Source organism: Limibacterium fermenti, assembly GCF_041902845.1.
Lineage (GTDB): Bacteria > Bacteroidota > Bacteroidia > Bacteroidales > Dysgonomonadaceae > Limibacterium > Limibacterium fermenti.
Map to the genome: position 1 here is coordinate 232561 of NZ_CP159486.1, position 16620 is coordinate 249180.

Below are 16620 nucleotides of genomic sequence, written 5' to 3' on the forward strand. Positions count from 1 at the left end.
CGGTCTTCAGTCTTCAGTCACCGGTCTTTAGACCTTTAATTTCATTTGCTCATTTGCCTATCTGCTCATTTGCTCATCTGTTCCCCCCAATTCAAATTCACGATAGCGTCGGCAACAGTATCGAACAATTTTTCGTGGGAGGCCACGATCACCAACCGGGTCTCGGCTAATTTCATAATCTGCGGAAGAATAATTTCTATCGTACCCATGTCCAGATTTGCCGTCGGTTCGTCCAAAATGGCGACCGGTTTGGGGTGAAGCATCATTCGAGCCAACGTGACCAATTGTTTTTCTCCGCCCGAAAGCTGCTTGCCGTTGTGGCTTAATTCGGTTTGCCAGCCGTCATCCTTTTTTGCCAGAATCTTCGTTAGAAAATCCGGATAAGGCTCGCCGGCGTTCGCTTTTTTTTCGAGGAAGACATTGTAGCGAAGCGTTCCGTCGAAGATGAAAGGGAATTGATTCATGTAAGACGAGTTTGCCTTGAGCCATTCACGCGACCGGGCATTGTCTTTTCCGTTTACCGAAACCACGCCTTCTTGAGCCGACAAACTGCCGGCGCAGATTTTTAATAAGGTCGATTTTCCCGAACCCGAAATGCCTTTCACCAACACCAATCCTTTCTGCGGAAAGCGCAAACGGATGTCGTGTAAAACCTTCACCGGCGAAGCGGGATAGGCAAAACTCAGGCCGTCGATGTCAAAACGGTCGAGCGGTTCGTCCATGTCGGTCAGCGTCCCTTTGGGAGGCTCGTTCAGTACGGGCATAAGCCGGTTTGCCGAGGCCAGCGCCCGGTTGCGGTCGTGGTAGGCGCTGACAAATTTGCGCAAATAAAAGAAAAAGTAGGGCGCGAGGGTCAGTAGAAACAGGGCGGTCTGAAAGTTGTAGCCTTTTCCGTAATGGGGGCCGGGCATGATGCCCAGCAGGCTCATGCCTAAATAAATGGCAATGGCGGCGATGCAAATCGTGACGAACAATTCCAGCACGGCCGACGACAAGATGGCTACCTGCATGACATTGGTCGTGGCCTTGTTTAGGGCTTTACTTTTTTTCGACAAAAAGCGGTATTGCGGCTTGAAGTTGTCGAGATTGACAATTTCGGCGATGGTTTGTAAGCGATTGTAAAACACGGCCGAATATTTCAGGAACAGATTGATGTGCCGGTTGTGAAGCGTTTCGGCGCCGACCCCTATAATAATCATCTGCATGGGGATGACCAGCAACGAAACCAACAGGATGATACCTACCCATTTCTCCAGCCAAAAACTAATGACCAATAAGAGCGCGCTGACCAAAACGGATGCCATCGAATAAGGGATGAAAAAGGCGAAATAGGGTTTCAGGTCGTCGCTGATTTTGGTGACGTATAACGTGCTTGAGGTGGAGTCTAATTGACTGTTGTTGAGGAGTATAGGGTAAAGATTCTTCTTGATTCTGGATACGATGAGGTTTCCGGCTTTATAATTGAACTGTGAGGCGAAGTAGGCCAACAGGTATCTGCCAGCCAAAAAGGCCGAGGCGTATAGCAGCAGCATGGGGGCGATTTGTCCGTCGTTCAACCACCATGCGGCGAATTGCGACAAATACCGGCAAAAAACGACAAAGCACCCTGCGCTTAAGAGCGTAAACGCCGACGCCAAGCCATAAGCGCCTTTCGCCTCTCCTATTTTCTTATTCAGCCACCGTGAAGCGCTCTCTTGATTCGAATCCATCGATTGTCTCTCTATATGTATGGGTCATTGACTTCTTTTTGCGGCATAAATATACTACTTTTCTATGATATGAATGGTTTTTGGGGATGAACTTCGGGGTATCGCATCAAACTCCTGCCTTGCCGGTCGCTTTTCGAAGCCGGGTACCGGCCTTGCGGCTCTGCCGGCACCTGCCGCATTCCGGCGACCGGATGAAATCGCAGGTGGATAAATGAAATGTAAACTGTTTGGAACAATAGGGAACCGTTACGTGTTTATAATGCAGGGATTTATTTTTTTTCTCTCTCTATCTGCACCACTTCTCGCAGGATCTGATGTGTGTATAAACCGATTCACAAAAAGCAAGAATAAAAAAATTCATCGGTTCTTTTCTGTAAAAGCAGAGACAGGGTGGCATTATGAAAATTTATATTCGATATATGGTCAGTCGGCGATGCAAAATGGCTGTCGAGCAAGCCTTAATGAGGATGGGGCTCCAATACATTAGGGTGGATTTGGGGATGGCCGAACTTCGCGAGGATATAACCGAAGAGCAGAAAGCCCGGTTGAAACGGCTATTGCATGAGACCGGCCTTGAACTGATAGAAGATAAAAAGGACAGGGTGGTGGAACAGATAAAAACAACCGTAATCGAATCGATCTATTATTGCGGTACGCCCCTGAAAGTCCCTTTTTCAGCTTATCTGAGCCGCAAATTAAATCTCAATTATACGTACCTCTCCAACCTGTTTACAGCGTCGCAAGGCATTACCATCACGCATTTCATGATTTCCCATAAAATAGAACGGGTGAAGGAACTCATCGAATACAACGAACTGACGTTCTCCGAAATCGCCTTCAAAATGCATTACAGTAGCATCGGGCACCTGTCGAATCAGTTTAAAAAGATGACCGGCACCACGTTATCCTTCTATAAAACACACGGCCAAAAACGTGATATTAACATCGAGAACCTGTAAATAGCCGGAGATTTTATTCGTTATTTCATTTTCAGCTCATCCAATCCTTTCCGATTCTTTTCGGCACGCTTACTGGCTTTTTCCGCTCGTTTTTCTTTCAAATTCTTTTGAGGTGACTTCTTGTCAGTCCTATCTTTTCCTTTACTTTCTTTCGACATATTCTTTCAATATATTCATGAAAGACAAAGATGAAAATTATTTTATTAGGTTGCGTTACACAAAAAACAAAATAACTTACATCTTTTACAGATTCGCCGGTACTATCCGTAGCGCAATTGTTTTAATCATGCAACCGCCCCGCTTTTGCTATACATCGCATCATCTAAAAGCATCCTTCGCGCAGGTACGAAAGCGCACAGCTTGTCCTTTTGGAACTCTAGCTGAAGGGATAACGGTCGGAAAAGAAGAAACAAAACAAATTAAAAACAAATCAACATGGATTTAGAAATTATTGGGTCAATTGTTATCGGTATCATCGCCGGTTTTATATCCAGCCGGAGCATAAAGGGGCGGGGATTCAGTCTCCTCGTGAATTTAATTGTGGGGCTGGGAGGGGCTATCGTAGGCGGCTTGGTTTTCAGTTTGATGGGGATAACCTTCGGCGGCATCATAGGCGTGCTGATCCTATCGCTGGTAGGGGCTGTTTTTTTCCTGTGGGTGCTTAACCTGTTTAGTCGTCGTGACAATCGTGCCGGCGTTTGACTCATGCAAAGGAGGAAGGGCACCGTCAATTCCCCGAAAAACAACCGACGAATTGAAAGGCTATAAAAATAATAAAGCGCTTAAATAATAGCTATTTAAGCGCTTTATTCAGTGGTGCCACCAGGAATCGAATTATTCAATTACGATCCATTTGCCGACTCGGTCTGAACCTTCTCGTTTGATTATTCCTTTTTTTGTTAGTTGCTCCAAATGGTATTTTATACTATTCGGAGTTCGGTTTAAAAGATTTTCCAACTCTTTACGAGTGATGTTCGGATTCTCCTTGATGAGTTCAACTATTTCATCTTTTATTGTTTTCTGGTTGTTTTCTGGTTGTTTTCTGGTTGTTTTCTGGTTGTTTTCTGGTTGCTCTTGATTGTTTCTTTGTGCTTTTTTTGTATTTTCCGGGTTGTCAGCTCCAAAACCTTCCTCGAAATACTTCTTTGATATATTTTCCACTACCCTGAAAGCGGTACGCAAAGAGAAATCAAATTTGGCTTCTCCATTTCCATTTTCTTTCAATTCCTTTTGAACCCGATAGACGCCTCTACTAAATCGGTTCACATATCCCAAAACTTTCATTGCTTCTGCAATAAATGGATTCCGGTAATCACTTACGTTGGGGAAGTTTTCCGGACTGACCTTACCATACAATCCTCCCGGATTTTGAATTTCAATTCGGTCGTCATATTCATAAAACTGAATAGGGGAATTCGAATCATAATCACGGTGCATGATGGCGTTCATTAAAAGCTCACGAGTCGCCCAATAAGGATAGGTGGAGACAATCTTTTCCCGCAGAACACTCACCGGAATAGGACGCTTAGTCGATACACTCGTTTCGATAAATGTATCTATTTTCGGAAGTGATTTACATAAATTTCCGTCAAACTTAAATTCATGAATAATATCGCCTGCCCGGTCTATTCCTTTGAAACGTACATACTGAACATACGAACCATGCACATGTCTCTCCGGATTATTTCCAAACAAAACAATTGCACCAACAGTAGGGCAATTATACCTCAAATCGAAAAAGCCAAGCGAAGCTAATTGTTCCTCTATGGAACGTTTGTCTTCCGCCAATATATCTTCCGCAACCGCTTTAGGCAGAAATTCTTTCTTGATAAGCGATATATCTAAATCTTTCAACGAAGCACCAAGACATGGTTTAGCATCATACGTGCGAACATTCGACAATCGTCTTTCAGTCAAAATTTTCTCCTCCATTTCGGAAGCCGGGCTTTTCCGCGGTCCAACACGCACCCAAACACGTCCTCTATAACGTACCGGAGGAAATTCAGACGGCTGAACTTCAGCAACAAGCAGTTCTCCACCTTCAAAAGTAAACTTCTCAACAGTCATCAACGGTTGAGGAAGAATATTTCCATCCGTTCGGATATTGGCAATCTTCAGCAATAAGGTATCATCTACCTTCAATCCACTCAACTCTCCGTTATCATAGGCACCGATCATCAAATAGCCACTCTTTCCATCACCCGAAAGGTCGTTGGAAAAAGCACATATCGCCTGACAAAACTTATCCATATCATTTTTGGACGTTGTCCGCTCTACTCTATGACATTCAGTATCAGCGAGGAGTTGAAGTATTTTTTGCTGGGTAATCATGTTTACAATATATCTATCTTGCTTGCTACAAATATACATAAAAGTATACACATATACACAGACCCATAAAAATTGAGTGTTCTGTTTGAGTCCGTTTGGGCCGGTTTTACACATTGATTTGAAATAAGCCACAACTTTCTCTATATTTGAAGATCATTAACCACTAAAATATTCAATAATGAAAAAAGTATGTGGCTTAGATGTGCACAAAGATAATATATTCTGTGCAATCTACAATGGAGAGAGTCATTCTCAAGTGAAAGAATATGCAACGCTGACCCCTGCAATCTATTCGATGGGTGAGTACCTGCAGTCGGAAGAGGTGGAGGAGGTGGCCCTGGAAAGCACGGGTATCTACTGGATTGCCGTGTGGGACATATTCTACGAGATGGGGTTCAAGTTGACGCTTGTCAACCCGTACCTGATCAAACAGATGCCGGGTCGTAAGAGCGACATCAAGGATGCCCAGTGGATAGCCAGCCTGTTGCACAAGGGCATGATGCGCGGCAGTTTCGTTCCTGCTCCCCTGATACAGGAGTTGCGGGTCTATTCTCGCAAATACGGCAAGCTCAGGCAGCAGGTGACCCGTGTGCTGACGTGTATGGACGCCATCCTGGTAAAGGCAGGTATCCGGGCGAGCAGTTGCCTGAGCAGTATCAGCACGAAAAGTTTCATGGGTATCGTCGAGGCGCTGATAGCCGGATGGACAGACCCGGGCTATCTTGTAAGCCTGGTGTACGGGAACAGGAAAAACAAGCAGAGCGGGAAATTAAAGGAGGCCCTTAGGGGCAATATCAGGGCGCACCACCGCCAGGAATTGTCCTGGGCGAAACAGGAGTATGACATATACCAGTTGCAGATATCGGAATGTCTGTCACAAATGGAGCGGATATGTGGCCTACATTTTGCGTTGCCGGTAAATCTTTTACAAACCATTCCGGGAATAAGCCGGATAGCGGCGATGACCATAATAGCCGAAACGGGTGGGGATATGAGTGTCTTTGAAAATAGCGGCAAGATTGTCGGATGGGCGGGATTGCGCCCGAGGAATGATGAAAGCGCCGGCAAATACAAGAGCACCGCTACCACCAAAGGCAACAAGTACCTGCGTTCGATCCTGGTACAGGTCTCCTGGGCGGCTTCCCGGTCGAAGGGTTCGTTTTTCAAGGAAAAGTTCCAACGCATGACCATGCGCAAGCCAAGGAAAAAGGCTCTGGTCGCCATAGCAAGGAAACTGCTCGTTGTCATATGGAACGTGCTCAAGCACACCAGGCAATACGATCCCCGGCTGGCCCCTGTTTACGATCCGGTGAAGATGAAAGCCCGGCTCGCATATTACAAGAAGGAGTACGAAAAAACAGCGAACATACTGAATATTAATCTATAATACAAGCGTAAAGGCCGGGTAACTTTGTGGTGGCTCAAGACCCCGTTTACAAATAGGCCAATGTCACAGTCGTCCCTGAAACGACCTCAAGAACACAGACCGGGGTTAATGCTGCTCCCAATAAGAGAAGACAAGCCCGCAGAAGAAAATCGCATATCGGAAGGCGTCACCGCGTCTTTGCCTGCAACCTTGTGGGTAGGGTGATTTATGCCTGTATCCAAACATCTTTCTCTATTTAGCTCCATTTTTCTTTGAATATGGGGGGAATTTATAGAAGAAAGATACAAATAGTTCGAGGATTAATTCGTATGCTTTAATATGAAATTGGGCTTTCTTTTACAACAAATTGATGATTTTCATTACTTTATATCTACTTCCTAAGTTGTAGAATAGGATAATCGTTAAATTCACTGTTGCATTCATACCGTTTTTTGGTTTACATCTCGGTTTACGTTTAACCTTAAAACCAGTAGAAAAATGAGAAAAACGGTTGAAATAGGTAAATAATAAAGCGCTTAAATAATAGCTATTTAAGCGCTTTATTCAGTGGTGCCACCAGGAATCGAACCGGGGACACAAGGATTTTCAGTCCTTTGCTCTACCAACTGAGCTATGGCACCGTTTTCTTTTTGCGATTGCAAAGATAAGTCATTTTCTGCAATTACAAAATTTTTACAATAGAAAAGTCTTCTCAAAATACGATTTATTCTAAAGTCCCGCTGATCGGTCGCAGCATAACGTTCGGAATAATTCTTTATCGGGTAACTCTGATTTTGGAAATTGGGCTTTGCGGATTCGTTTAATCCGGCTGCGTATTAAAAAAAGCCGGATCAAATGATATTTCGACCCGGCTTTATGCTCGCTTGCTGCTTATCTTAGAATTTTTCCACCCATTTGGCGAAAGCGTCGATATAACTGTGTAAAAACTTCTTCGTATGCTCATTGGTCAGATTCCCTTGATCGTCAAACAAGGTATGAGCGTTTCCTATATAGGCTTCCGGCTGCTGCATCATCGGTACATTTAAAAAGACCATCGATTGGCGTAAGATATGGTTAGCGCCAAAAGCGCCGATGCTGCCGAGAGTCACACTAACCACCGCTCCCGGTTTGCCGTCCCATGCGTTTTGTCCGTAAGGGCGGGAAGCGACATCGATGGCATTCTTTAATGCTCCCGGAATACTCCGGTTATATTCCGGCGTGACGAATAAAAAGCCGTCTGCCGATTTGATTTTGTTTCGGAAATCGGTCCATTCCTTCGGAGGATTGTTATCGGTATCTTCCGAGTAATGCGCTAAATTACCGATTTCTACAATTTCCAAATCCAATGATTCGGGAGCCAATTTAATTAATTGAAGGGCTACTTTTTTGTTATACGATTCTTTTCGTAAACTGCCCACAAGGACAGCAATTTTTTTTGTACTCATACCTAAATTTATTGAGGGTTTATATTCTTAATATCGTAATCTTTTAACGAGTGTCGCATTGTTCTTTTTTCTCGACTTATCGATTGTCATAGACCCCTTAGAAACGCATGCTGCACATTTTTGTTCATTCGAAAGACTCAAATTCAGGACGGCGCTTGTAAGAAATCGGGGATACTGTAATCGACGGGTGAGCAAACGCATAAGCCGATAGGAGTGGGGGAGTTGACTATCTTCTCCTTTCGAAAAAGGAAGTCATCAATTCGGCACATTCGTCAGCCAATATCCCCGCAAAGACTTTTGTCCGGGGGTGCAGGAGATCCGGCGAAAAACCGCTGTATCCCCGCTTTGGGTCTTTTGCCCCGTAGACAATGCGAGAAATCTGCGCCCATCGCAGCGCCGCGGCGCACATGGGACACGGTTCGACCGTCACATAAAGAGTGCAGTCCGATAAATACTTACCGCCTAAAACGTTTGCTGCCGCTGTAATAGCCTGCATTTCGGCATGGGCCGTCACATCGGTTAGCGTTTCCGTCAGATTGTGAGCGCGCGCGATGATTCTGTTATTAATTACCACCACTGCCCCCACCGGTACTTCCTCTTCTTCAAACGCCTTTCGAGCCTCCGCCAAGGCTTGTCTCATAAAATAGGCATCATCCAGTATCATGAAATTTTCCCTTTCTTATTAGCAATAATTATCGCCGCATTTCATTTTCCTCAAAAAGCGTTGGATAGTCTTGTTCCATCTTTTTCAGTACTTGTGAAAGTACGGTTTCGCGAAGCCAACGCGACCGGTTCGTAATGTTGTATTTTTTGAAATAGAAATGAATAAGATTGTACTCTTCTTCGTTCAGCATAAAAGCTGCTTTTTTGTTTCGTACACCCATACGTTTCGGAGTACTGCATTTTTTATTTCTCATCGATCCTTTTTGAAAAAATGTCGGTAAATAGAAGCATTTTCATTTGAAATACAAAAAAACAAAATATTTTCGCGAAAAAGAAGATTTAATACCGTAATTTTGTATTTTCACTAAAATATCAACAGGTTTCCATTAAAAAATGGCAAAACATAATGAGTTGGGGAAAAAGGGGGAAGATGCCGCTGTGCGTCTCTTGCAATCGAAAGGCTACCGTATCTTAGACCGGAACTGGAGGTCGGGGCATTACGAAATAGATATTATTGCCCGGGATGGCGACTTTATCGTTTTTGTGGAAGTGAAGACGAGAAGTTCTTTGCAATGGGGAAATCCGGAGGACTTTATCGACAACAGACGTATGCGCCGCATGATACAGGCCACGGAGCGGTATTTACTGTTTAAGGAAATTGACAACCCCGCCCGTTTTGACGTTATCGGGGTGTTATGGGACGGACACTCCTTTAAGTTGGATCATATTGTAGATGCATTTCTACCTTTTATAGTATGAATATTGAAGAATTATATGCTTATTGTATGACGATTAAAGGAGCTGAGGCGACCTTACCGTTTGACGATGAAACGCTTGTTATGAAAGTGTGCGGGAAGATGTTTGCCATGATTCCCTTAGAGGCCGATACATTATGCATATCCCTCAAATGTGAGCCGCTAAAAGCGGTGTCCCTTCGCGAACGTTACGGATGTGTAGAACCGGCTTATCACATGAATAAAACGTATTGGAACTGCATTTATCTTACCGGCGAAATGACGGACGAAGAAGTGAAATATTGGATACGGCATTCTGTCGAAGAGGTTGTCAAAAAATTATCAAAGAAACAACAGTCGGAATATTATGGGGAGACAAAATGAAAAGGTGGTGAAGATTAGACTCGAAGAAACGATGTCTACCAATACGTATCTGAGGCTGCTGGCCGAACGGCGCGCCCTTGCGGACGGCTCTCTCGTGGTGGCGGAATATCAGACTAAGGGGCGCGGACAAATAGGGAATTCATGGTTCTCTTCGAAGGGGAAAAACCTTCTCTTTAGCGTGTTTGTCCGTCCTAAAGGAATTCCGGCCAACGAACAGTTCCTTCTTTCGCGTATTGTTTCGCTTGCCCTGAAGGAAACGTTGGACAAGTTTGCCGCACCTATCCGTATTAAATGGCCCAATGATATCTATTGGGAGGAAAAAAAGATCGCCGGAATCCTCATTGAGAATGATTTACAGGGCAATGAAATCGAATCTTCCATCATTGGAATCGGTTTGAATGTGAATGAACCGGCATTTCCCCAAGGCTTGCCCAATCCGATATCTTTAAAACAAATAACCGGCATGGAGTATGATCGGGATTTTATACTCGATACTTTCATGAATCATTTTTTCGCGTATTATCATCCGTTGGACGAGACGGAAATCTCTCTTATAGAGCAGGATTATTTACAGAGTTTGTATCATTTGGGCGAGTTTCATCGTTTTGAAGATGCCGGAGGACGATTTATGGGCAAGATTAAGAATGTATTGCCCTCGGGGCATTTAGTGGTGGAAACGTATACACGGGAAGAGCGGATATATGCCTTTAAAGAGATTGCATTTATAGAAAATTCAATGATTCAATGATTGAATTATTCAATCTTGAAATTCCGGAATTAAACCAATAAAAATTTATATGAAATACAAACGAATACTTTTGAAGCTCAGCGGAGAGTCGTTGGCAGGAAATGCAAAGCAGGGAATTGATACGGCTTGTTTGGAAGACTATGCCGAACAGTTGAAGTCCGTCGCAGACACCGGAGTGCAAATAGCGATTGTGATCGGCGGGGGCAATATATTCCGGGGATTACAAGGCACGAAACGAGGCTTTGACCGAGTACGCGGCGATCAGATGGGGATGTTGGCCACGGTCGTCAACAGTTTGGCTTTATGTTCGGCTCTTACGAGCATCGGGCAAAAAAGCCGCGTTTTTACCGCTATCCGCATGGAGCCGATCGGCGAGTTCTACTCTAAGTGGAAGGCCATTGAAGCGCTCGAAAAGGGTGAGATCGTCATTTTATCGGGGGGAACCGGAAATCCTTTCTTTACAACCGATACCGCTTCGGCGCTCCGTGCCATCGAATTAGAGGCCGATGCGATGTTGAAAGGTACGCGTGTCGACGGCATATACACGGCTGACCCCGAGAAAGATCCTTCGGCCGTGAAATTCGAACGGATTTCGTATGATGAAATCTATGCGAAAGGATTGCGCGTGATGGATTTGACGGCCACTACCATGTGTAAAGAAAATGAGTTGCCGGTGGTTGTCTTCAATATGGATATTTACGGCAATCTCAAAAAAGTGATTGACGGAGAGAACATCGGCACGATCGTGCATGTATAACCCCTCGTGCTATCTTCCGGCTTGTGCCCGGAGATAACTAAAAGCATGAACAATGCGGGCGTAATTCGAAAATTCTATGTATTTTTGTCCTGAATAATATATAACCCCAAAAGAATATGAATGATAGTAATATTTCTAAAATTATGAACGATGCCGAGGAAAAGATGCAACTGACCTTGGACTTTTTGGAAGAAAATTTTTCGCGCATTCGTGCCGGCAGGGCCAATCCACATATCCTTGATGGTATAAAGGTGGAGTATTACGGTAGTACTGTACCCCTGTCGAATGTTGCAACAGTCACAGTTCCCGATGCAAAGACGATTATTATACAGCCTTGGGAAAAATCCATGCTTAAAGTCGTTGAAAAAGCGTTACTCGATTCCGATGTCGGCATTACGCCTGAAAATAACGGCGAATTGATCCGTTTAGGCATTCCTCCTCTGACGGAAGAACGGCGTAAGTTGTTGGTAAAACAAACCAAGCAGGAAGCCGAAGATGCTAAAATAAGTATTCGCAATTCGCGTCGTGAAGGCATTGAGGAAGTCAAGAAAGCTGTAAAAGACGGCTATCCGGAAGATGCAGGCAAGGACGCAGAAGCAGAAATTCAAAAACTGCATGATAAGTATATCAAAAAGTTAGAGGAAAAACTGGCCGTAAAAGAAAAAGAAATTCTTACGGTTTGACAAATGGGAAGAAGCCTTTCCACCGAGGATGTCGCTTGGAGCGGCACCCTCGATTATTTGGCTGGCAATGAAAGGACTGGTTATAAGGAATACGGGTAATACCTATTTGGTTCGTGACGATAACGGCACAGATGTCGTGTGTAAAGCCAAAGGGAGCTTGCGGTTGAAAGGGATACGCAGTACAAGTCCCGTTGTCGTAGGAGACCGGGTGACGATGGATGTAAATCCTGACGGTTCGGGATTGATTCGAGACATCGAAGAACGGAAGAACTATATTGTGCGCCGGGCTTCCAATCTTTCCAAACATTCCCATATCCTGGCATCGAATATCGATTTAGCCCTCTTATGCGTTACGGTGCGCTATCCCGAAACAACGACTGTTTTTATCGATCGCTTTCTGGTGACTGCGGAGGCTTACCGCGTACCGGTTCTTTTGATTTTTAATAAGATCGACTTATATGATGAGGACGACCGTTCTTATGTCGATGCTCTCGTGGATTTATATTCCGGTATAGGCTATGCCTGCCTCCAAACATCCGTCTTAAAAAAAGAGGGGCTCACTGAAATCCGGGACCGGATCAAAGGAAAGATCACGTTGCTTGCCGGCCATTCCGGTGTGGGGAAGTCGAGCCTTGTGAATGCATTACAGGGAGACGATTCTCAAAGGGTCGGGAAAATATCGGATTATCACCTGATGGGAGTGCATACCACGACTTTTTCGGAAATGATCGAGTTGGATGGCGGCGGATATTTAATCGATACGCCGGGTATTAAAGGGTTCGGGACGATCGATATGAATATTCAGGAAATATCGCATTACTTTCCCGAAATTTTCCGATTCTCCTCCGGCTGTCATTATAATAATTGTCTTCATATCAACGAGCCCGGCTGTGCCGTGCTGAAAGCCGTAGAGGAACGGTATATCAGTGAAAGCCGGTATCACTCTTACTTGAATATCTTGGAAGATGTAAAAGAGAAAAAATACCGGTAACCGCCCGCGCCCCGTGTCAAACGGCAGGAAGCCGTTAGACGGAAATACGAAAGAAGCTGTATGAATAATCTTTTGATATTGGTACTTCAAACTCTTTACGTGATAACGATAATCAGTGTGGTTATCGTTATCATTTCAGAGAATCGTGACCCTGTGAAGACGGTGTCATGGGTACTTATTCTGGCATTTCTTCCGGTCATCGGGCTCGTGTGGTATCTGTTCTTCGGGCAGGATATTACCAAAGAACATGTTATTTCCAAACGGATGTACAGTAAGCTGAAGAAAAGGCCTTTGGACGAAATTGGAGCGACCGAAGAGTTTGTTTATCCGCAAGAGCACGAAAGTCTTATCCGTTTACTGAAAAATTTAGATTATACCCCCTTGTTAGGAGGAAATCAAGTGACTTTATTTACCCGTGGAGAGGATAAATTCGAGGCTTTGTTGGCCGATATAGCCCGGGCGAAAGAACATATCCATATCGACTATTATGTTTTTCTGGATGATCAAATAGGGACGAGGATTAAAGACGCGCTGGTCAAGAAATCGTATGAGGGTGTAGAGGTGCGAATCATCTATGACAGCTTCGGATCGAGGAAGGCCAAGAAATCGTTTTTTGAAGAAATGAGAAAAGCGGGTATTGAAGCGGAGCCTTTCCTCAAGCTGGCTCTTCCGGTCATCACCTCAAGAATCAATTATCGGAACCATCGAAAAGTGGTGGTTATTGACGGACGCGTGGGATATATCGGGGGAATGAATATTGCCGATCGCTATATCGAAGGTTTCGATTGGGGGCCGTGGCGCGATACGCATGCGCGCATCGAAGGCAAAGGCGTCCAGGGATTGCAGTCCATATTCCTTATCGACTGGTATTTTGTCAGCCAAACGTTGATTACTTCACGGAAATATTTTCCCAAGCTGGATAATTATGGCGATGTCTTGATGCAAACAGTCAACAGCGGCCCCCTGAAAGAAGAACGGGAAATTGTACACGGCATTCTTCAGGCGATATACGAAGCCAAGAAATCCATTTTTATTCAAACGCCTTATTTTATTCCTCCCGAACCCATGACGGAAGCCCTTCAGGCTGCGGCTATACGGGGGGTGGACGTGAGGATTATGATCTCGAAACGGTCTGATGTTCCGTTGGTGCAGATGGCATCGCGATCGTTTATCAAAAGAATTCTGCAAGCCGGCGTGAAGGTCTATTTATACGAAAAAGGGTTTCTGCATTCTAAGTTGATGATGTTTGACGACTCTCTTACGTTGCTCGGCTCCGTCAATTTCGATTCGCGGAGCTTTGAACATAATTTCGAAGTCGAGGCGTTTGCCTACGATGAAGCGTTAGCCTCTCAAGCCAAAGAGATATTTGTAGAGGATCAACGTTATTCACAGTCGGTGTCGTTAAAGGAATGGATGAAACGACCGAAGATAAAGCGGTTTCTCGAATCCTTGGTAAGACTGTTTGCGCCTTTGCTGTAAAAGAGGGGATTAGACAACTACAAATTACAAATTACAAATGACAAATTACAAATGAAGACCGGAGACTGGAGACCGGAGACTAGTGACCGGTGACCGGAGACAAAAAAGGAAAGAAATGGAGCGTATTTTTATTGTCGGATATATGGGAGTGGGAAAGAGTACGGTAGGCAGAGGTCTGGCGGCATTAATGGGGCTTTCTTTTATCGATCTGGATCAATTTATTCAGAGTAAATATCATAAAAGTATTCCTGATCTTTTCAAAGACAACGGAGAAGAAGGATTCCGTACCATCGAACGAAAGGCTCTTATCGAGGTGTCGGAGTTTGAAGATGTCATTGTCTCAACCGGCGGAGGAGCGCCTTGTTTCTATGATAATATGACTGTCATGAATAATGCCGGGACTACCGTTTACATGAAAGCGGATGTTGAGGAACTTGCCGACCGCTTGCAGGCTTCGAAAACCGTTCGTCCGCTTATTGCCGGGAAGACACGCGAGGAACTCATCCCCTTTATTTCGGCGCATTTATCGGCCCGGGAACGTTTTTACAATGAAGCAAAAATTATTTACTACACCGATCGATTGGTGACTAAACAGCAGGTGCATATAACGATCGACGGCATCGCACAGCAGATTAAAAATTACAGATATGTTAAGTGACGGATTAAAAAGCACGTCTTTTTTCGTACGGGAAATGGCGCTGAAAGTAGAACAGCAGCAAGTTTCATTAGTTATCGGGATTCCTTGCGAAGACGAGGCTACGGAAAAGCGTTTAGGCTTGACTCCGGAAACGGTGGCTTTGCTGGTTGAGGCCGGGTATCGGGTATTGTTGGAAACCGGCGCCGGAGCGGGGATACAATATTCGGATGCCTATTATGCCGAATCGGGCGCCGAGATTGTAGAAACGCATCAAGAAGTTTTCCAGGCCGATCTCATACTCAAAATTGCTTCCCCTACCTTGGAGGAAGTGGAGATGATGCGCCCGCGAACAACGGTGTTTTCATTCCTTCAAATACACAAACTCTCTTCAGCCATTTTGGCGTTGATGTCTGAAAAGCGTATCAATGCGTTGGCGTATGAGCTGCTTAATGATCATACTGGCATGTCGCCTTTCGTGACGGCCATATCGGAGATAGAAGGGGCATCGTCCATTACGTTGGCGGCGGAGTTGTTGAGCAATGCCCACGGGGGAAAGGGGATCTTGTTAGGTGGTATCCCGGGAGTATCGCCCACGGAAGTGGTGATTGTGGGAGCCGGCGTCGCCGGTACGATGGCTGCGAAAGCCGCTTTGGCATTAGGAGCGCTTGTTAAAGTATTCGATAACGATATTTCCAAGTTGCGTACCATTCGCCACGAATTGGGCTATATGGTTTATACCTCTACGTTACAACCGAATGTGTTGAGAAATGTATTCCGCTCTGCCGATGTGGTGATTGGCTCCATGCAATATGTCAACAAGACCCATTTCTACCGTATTTCATCCGATCTGGTGCGCGAAATGAAGAACGGATCGCTCATTATCGACTTGCGAATGGCGCAAGGGGGCTGTTTTGAAACGACAATGGAGGCTTGCCTTCCCGGTTATCCTCCGATTTTTGAAAAATTCGGCGTGTTGCATTTTTGTGAACTCAGCCTTAGCTCGAGGGTCGCGCGTACGGCGTCTATCGCCTTGAGCAATATCTTTATATCGTTGTTCTCTTCCATGACCGATAGCGGCGGACTGGAATATCTCGCCCGTTTTAACAGAGGTTTTGCATCCGGATTTTACATGTATTGCGGTAAGATGGTCAATTCCTATGTCGGCAACCATTTTAATTACCCGGTGCATAATATCGGCTTGTTTTTGCCGGGATGCTGAAGAGGTGATAAATAAAAAAGGAAAAATCCGGATTATCGGATTCTTCCTTTTCTGTTATTTTAAATGAAGAACGATCGTTACTTCACCTTATCGACAATCGCTTTAAAAGCTTCCGGATGGTTCATCGCCAAATCCGCCAATACCTTCCGGTTGATATTCACTTCGTTTTTGTGCAAAGCGCCCATCAATTGTGAATAGGAGATGCCGTTTTCACGCGCGGCAGCGTTGATACGCTGAATCCATAGCGCTCGGAAATTACGTTTTTTATTCTTTCTGTCACGATAGGCATAGGTCAATCCTTTTTCCCACGTGTTTTTGGCTACGGTCAACACGTTTTTCCGTGCGCCGATATAGCCTCTTGTAAGTTTTAATACTTTTTTTCTTCGGTTGCGCGATGCAACATGATTTACTGATCTGGGCATAATGTTTGTTTGTTTTGAATGTCAGCGTCTCTGCCGGGCAGAGATCTTTGGAGCATACATCCTGTTAATAAACCTGTTTAGAACGTTTGCGAT

General features: G+C 44.7%; 20 protein-coding genes and 1 tRNA gene. 13 read left to right on the plus strand and 8 right to left on the minus strand.

Translation table 11 applies throughout. From position 1 onward, the window contains the following. Positions 1-65: 65 nt before the first annotated feature. Positions 66-1709 carry an ATP-binding cassette domain-containing protein gene (locus tag ABNK31_RS01035; protein WP_418893916.1) on the minus strand — a complete coding sequence of 548 codons (1644 nt, stop codon included), beginning with the start codon at positions 1707-1709 and terminating at the stop codon, positions 66-68. An 86-nt stretch (positions 1710-1795) separates the two neighbouring features. On the opposite strand from ABNK31_RS01035, the gene ABNK31_RS01040 reads away from it, so the two are divergent. Together ABNK31_RS01040 and ABNK31_RS01045 are read left to right on the plus strand one after the other, a co-directional pair. Further along, positions 1796-1924 carry a hypothetical protein gene (locus ABNK31_RS01040; protein ID WP_418893917.1) on the plus strand — a complete coding sequence of 43 codons (129 nt, stop codon included), beginning with the start codon at positions 1796-1798 and terminating at the stop codon, positions 1922-1924. 183 nt (positions 1925-2107) lie between these two features. After that, the gene (locus ABNK31_RS01045) at positions 2108-2668 is read left to right on the plus strand and encodes a helix-turn-helix domain-containing protein (protein ID WP_418893918.1); all 561 of its coding nucleotides are present in this window, start codon (positions 2108-2110) and stop codon (positions 2666-2668) included. A gap of 20 nt (positions 2669-2688) precedes the next feature. Here the strand turns inward: ABNK31_RS01045 and ABNK31_RS01050 are convergent, their stop codons facing one another. Further along, the gene (locus ABNK31_RS01050; protein WP_418893919.1) at positions 2689-2826 is read right to left on the minus strand and encodes a hypothetical protein; all 138 of its coding nucleotides are present in this window, start codon (positions 2824-2826) and stop codon (positions 2689-2691) included. Between the two features lie 277 nt (positions 2827-3103). Here ABNK31_RS01050 and ABNK31_RS01055 point away from each other — a divergent pair, with 277 nt between their 5' ends. Then, complete coding sequence (locus ABNK31_RS01055; protein ID WP_418893920.1) at positions 3104-3370, plus strand: GlsB/YeaQ/YmgE family stress response membrane protein; 267 nt, start codon at positions 3104-3106, stop codon at positions 3368-3370. A 132-nt stretch (positions 3371-3502) separates the two neighbouring features. Here ABNK31_RS01055 and ABNK31_RS01060 read toward each other — a convergent pair whose 3' ends face one another. After that, entirely contained in the window at positions 3503-4999 is a 1497-nt protein-coding gene (locus ABNK31_RS01060) for an RNA-binding domain-containing protein (protein ID WP_418893921.1), read from the minus strand. A 178-nt stretch (positions 5000-5177) separates the two neighbouring features. Here ABNK31_RS01060 and ABNK31_RS01065 point away from each other — a divergent pair, with 178 nt between their 5' ends. Then, the gene (locus ABNK31_RS01065; RefSeq protein ID WP_418892526.1) at positions 5178-6386 is read left to right on the plus strand and encodes an IS110 family transposase; all 1209 of its coding nucleotides are present in this window, start codon (positions 5178-5180) and stop codon (positions 6384-6386) included. Positions 6387-6933: 547 nt separating this feature from the next. Here the strand turns inward: ABNK31_RS01065 and ABNK31_RS01070 are convergent. The 4 genes from ABNK31_RS01070 to ABNK31_RS01085 form a co-directional block, all read right to left on the minus strand. Continuing rightward, positions 6934-7006, minus strand: a tRNA-Phe gene (locus ABNK31_RS01070). A gap of 255 nt (positions 7007-7261) precedes the next feature. After that, the gene (locus ABNK31_RS01075) at positions 7262-7810 is read right to left on the minus strand and encodes an NADPH-dependent FMN reductase (protein ID WP_321579003.1); all 549 of its coding nucleotides are present in this window, start codon (positions 7808-7810) and stop codon (positions 7262-7264) included. 226 nt (positions 7811-8036) lie between these two features. Then, positions 8037-8471: a nucleoside deaminase gene (locus tag ABNK31_RS01080; protein WP_418895452.1), complete on the minus strand. Its 435-nt coding sequence runs from the start codon at positions 8469-8471 to the stop codon at positions 8037-8039. A 31-nt stretch (positions 8472-8502) separates the two neighbouring features. Then, a complete protein-coding gene (locus tag ABNK31_RS01085; protein WP_418893922.1) occupies positions 8503-8727 on the minus strand; it encodes a hypothetical protein in 225 nt (74 codons plus the stop codon). 139 nt (positions 8728-8866) lie between these two features. On the opposite strand from ABNK31_RS01085, the gene ABNK31_RS01090 reads away from it, so the two are divergent. From ABNK31_RS01090 to ABNK31_RS01130, 9 genes are all read left to right on the plus strand, one after another. Next, the gene (locus ABNK31_RS01090; protein WP_418893923.1) at positions 8867-9232 is read left to right on the plus strand and encodes a YraN family protein; all 366 of its coding nucleotides are present in this window, start codon (positions 8867-8869) and stop codon (positions 9230-9232) included. Continuing rightward, on the plus strand, positions 9229-9591 hold the full coding sequence (locus tag ABNK31_RS01095; protein ID WP_418893924.1) for an MmcQ/YjbR family DNA-binding protein: 363 nt from the start codon (positions 9229-9231) through the stop codon (positions 9589-9591). Before ABNK31_RS01090 ends, ABNK31_RS01095 begins: the two co-directional genes overlap by 4 nt. Further along, positions 9575-10339: a biotin--[acetyl-CoA-carboxylase] ligase gene (locus tag ABNK31_RS01100; protein WP_418893925.1), complete on the plus strand. Its 765-nt coding sequence runs from the start codon at positions 9575-9577 to the stop codon at positions 10337-10339. The genes ABNK31_RS01095 and ABNK31_RS01100 overlap by 17 nt, the downstream gene beginning before the upstream one ends. A gap of 49 nt (positions 10340-10388) precedes the next feature. Beyond that, positions 10389-11096: a UMP kinase gene (gene pyrH / locus ABNK31_RS01105; protein WP_418893926.1), complete on the plus strand. Its 708-nt coding sequence runs from the start codon at positions 10389-10391 to the stop codon at positions 11094-11096. A 116-nt stretch (positions 11097-11212) separates the two neighbouring features. Next, on the plus strand, positions 11213-11779 hold the full coding sequence (gene frr, locus ABNK31_RS01110) for a ribosome recycling factor (RefSeq protein WP_418893927.1): 567 nt from the start codon (positions 11213-11215) through the stop codon (positions 11777-11779). Positions 11780-11846: 67 nt separating this feature from the next. Next, positions 11847-12770, plus strand: a complete 924-nt coding sequence (rsgA, locus tag ABNK31_RS01115; RefSeq protein ID WP_418893928.1) for a ribosome small subunit-dependent GTPase A — start codon at positions 11847-11849, stop codon at positions 12768-12770. A 60-nt stretch (positions 12771-12830) separates the two neighbouring features. Beyond that, positions 12831-14249 (plus strand): cardiolipin synthase, encoded by a 1419-nt coding sequence (cls, locus tag ABNK31_RS01120; RefSeq protein WP_418893929.1) that lies wholly within the window; start codon positions 12831-12833, stop codon positions 14247-14249. A gap of 115 nt (positions 14250-14364) precedes the next feature. Next, on the plus strand, positions 14365-14907 hold the full coding sequence (locus ABNK31_RS01125; protein ID WP_418893930.1) for a shikimate kinase: 543 nt from the start codon (positions 14365-14367) through the stop codon (positions 14905-14907). Further along, on the plus strand, positions 14897-16105 hold the full coding sequence (locus tag ABNK31_RS01130; RefSeq protein ID WP_418893931.1) for an alanine dehydrogenase: 1209 nt from the start codon (positions 14897-14899) through the stop codon (positions 16103-16105). Before ABNK31_RS01125 ends, ABNK31_RS01130 begins: the two co-directional genes overlap by 11 nt. Before the next feature lie 77 nt (positions 16106-16182). Here ABNK31_RS01130 and rplT read toward each other — a convergent pair whose 3' ends face one another. After that, a complete protein-coding gene (rplT, locus tag ABNK31_RS01135; RefSeq protein WP_418893932.1) occupies positions 16183-16527 on the minus strand; it encodes a 50S ribosomal protein L20 in 345 nt (114 codons plus the stop codon). Positions 16528-16620: the final 93 nt, after the last annotated feature.